Genomic DNA, 634 nt, shown 5'->3' on the forward strand with positions numbered 1-634 from the left:
CCCGACATCAGATTTGTTGCCCGCCCCTAAGTGACTGGGACGACTGCGTGTTCGTCCTGCCAGAGCTTCTCTCCGGTCGAGGTTGCGATCCCGATCGGCGTGGCTGCGAATGTCGGCACGGACCGTGGCGAGTTTTGGCGAGCCAGGTGCCCTTCCGGGGTGCGCGGTCGCCGTATCACGGGTGGCTTACGGACACAGCTGATCCACCGGCATGTCGAGCAGCATTCCAGCGACCGCCTTGCCCTGGGCATCCATGTGCAGATTAGCCAATCCCCCGCCCTCCAGAACGCCATGCAACACAAAGTTAAGGCCGCGACTGCCGGGGAGCTCGAAACGCTCGACCCGACGCGGTTCGAGGTGGTCCAGCCACTTCCCTACTGCCTCCGCGCTCAGGTGCTCGCGCAGGAAATGCCACGAAGCTTCGTTTCGCGCCAGAATACCGATGTTGACCATATCGCCTTTGTCCCCACTCCGCCCGACGGCAAGATCGATCAAGCGGTCACCAGGCGATACGACGTATGGGGTCGCCGATCGACTTGGTCGATCATTCGGTTTGCGATCGGGGTTTTGCCCCCCCTCTCCCGCAGGAGCTGCGACTGGAACAGGGCGATTGCTGCCGATGCCAGCAATTGTG

The 634-nt window shown here is 62.5% G+C and carries 1 protein-coding gene; it reads right to left on the reverse strand.

What is annotated here, in order from left to right; genetic code table 11:
- Positions 1 to 186: 186 nt before the first annotated feature.
- A partial coding sequence (locus tag F2B26_RS16670) for an AtuA-related protein (RefSeq protein ID WP_210766858.1) occupies positions 187 to 634 on the reverse strand: 448 nt, incomplete at its 5' end.

It is taken from the genome of Cellulomonas citrea, from assembly GCF_009829685.1.
GTDB lineage: Bacteria > Actinomycetota > Actinomycetes > Actinomycetales > Cellulomonadaceae > Cellulomonas > Cellulomonas citrea.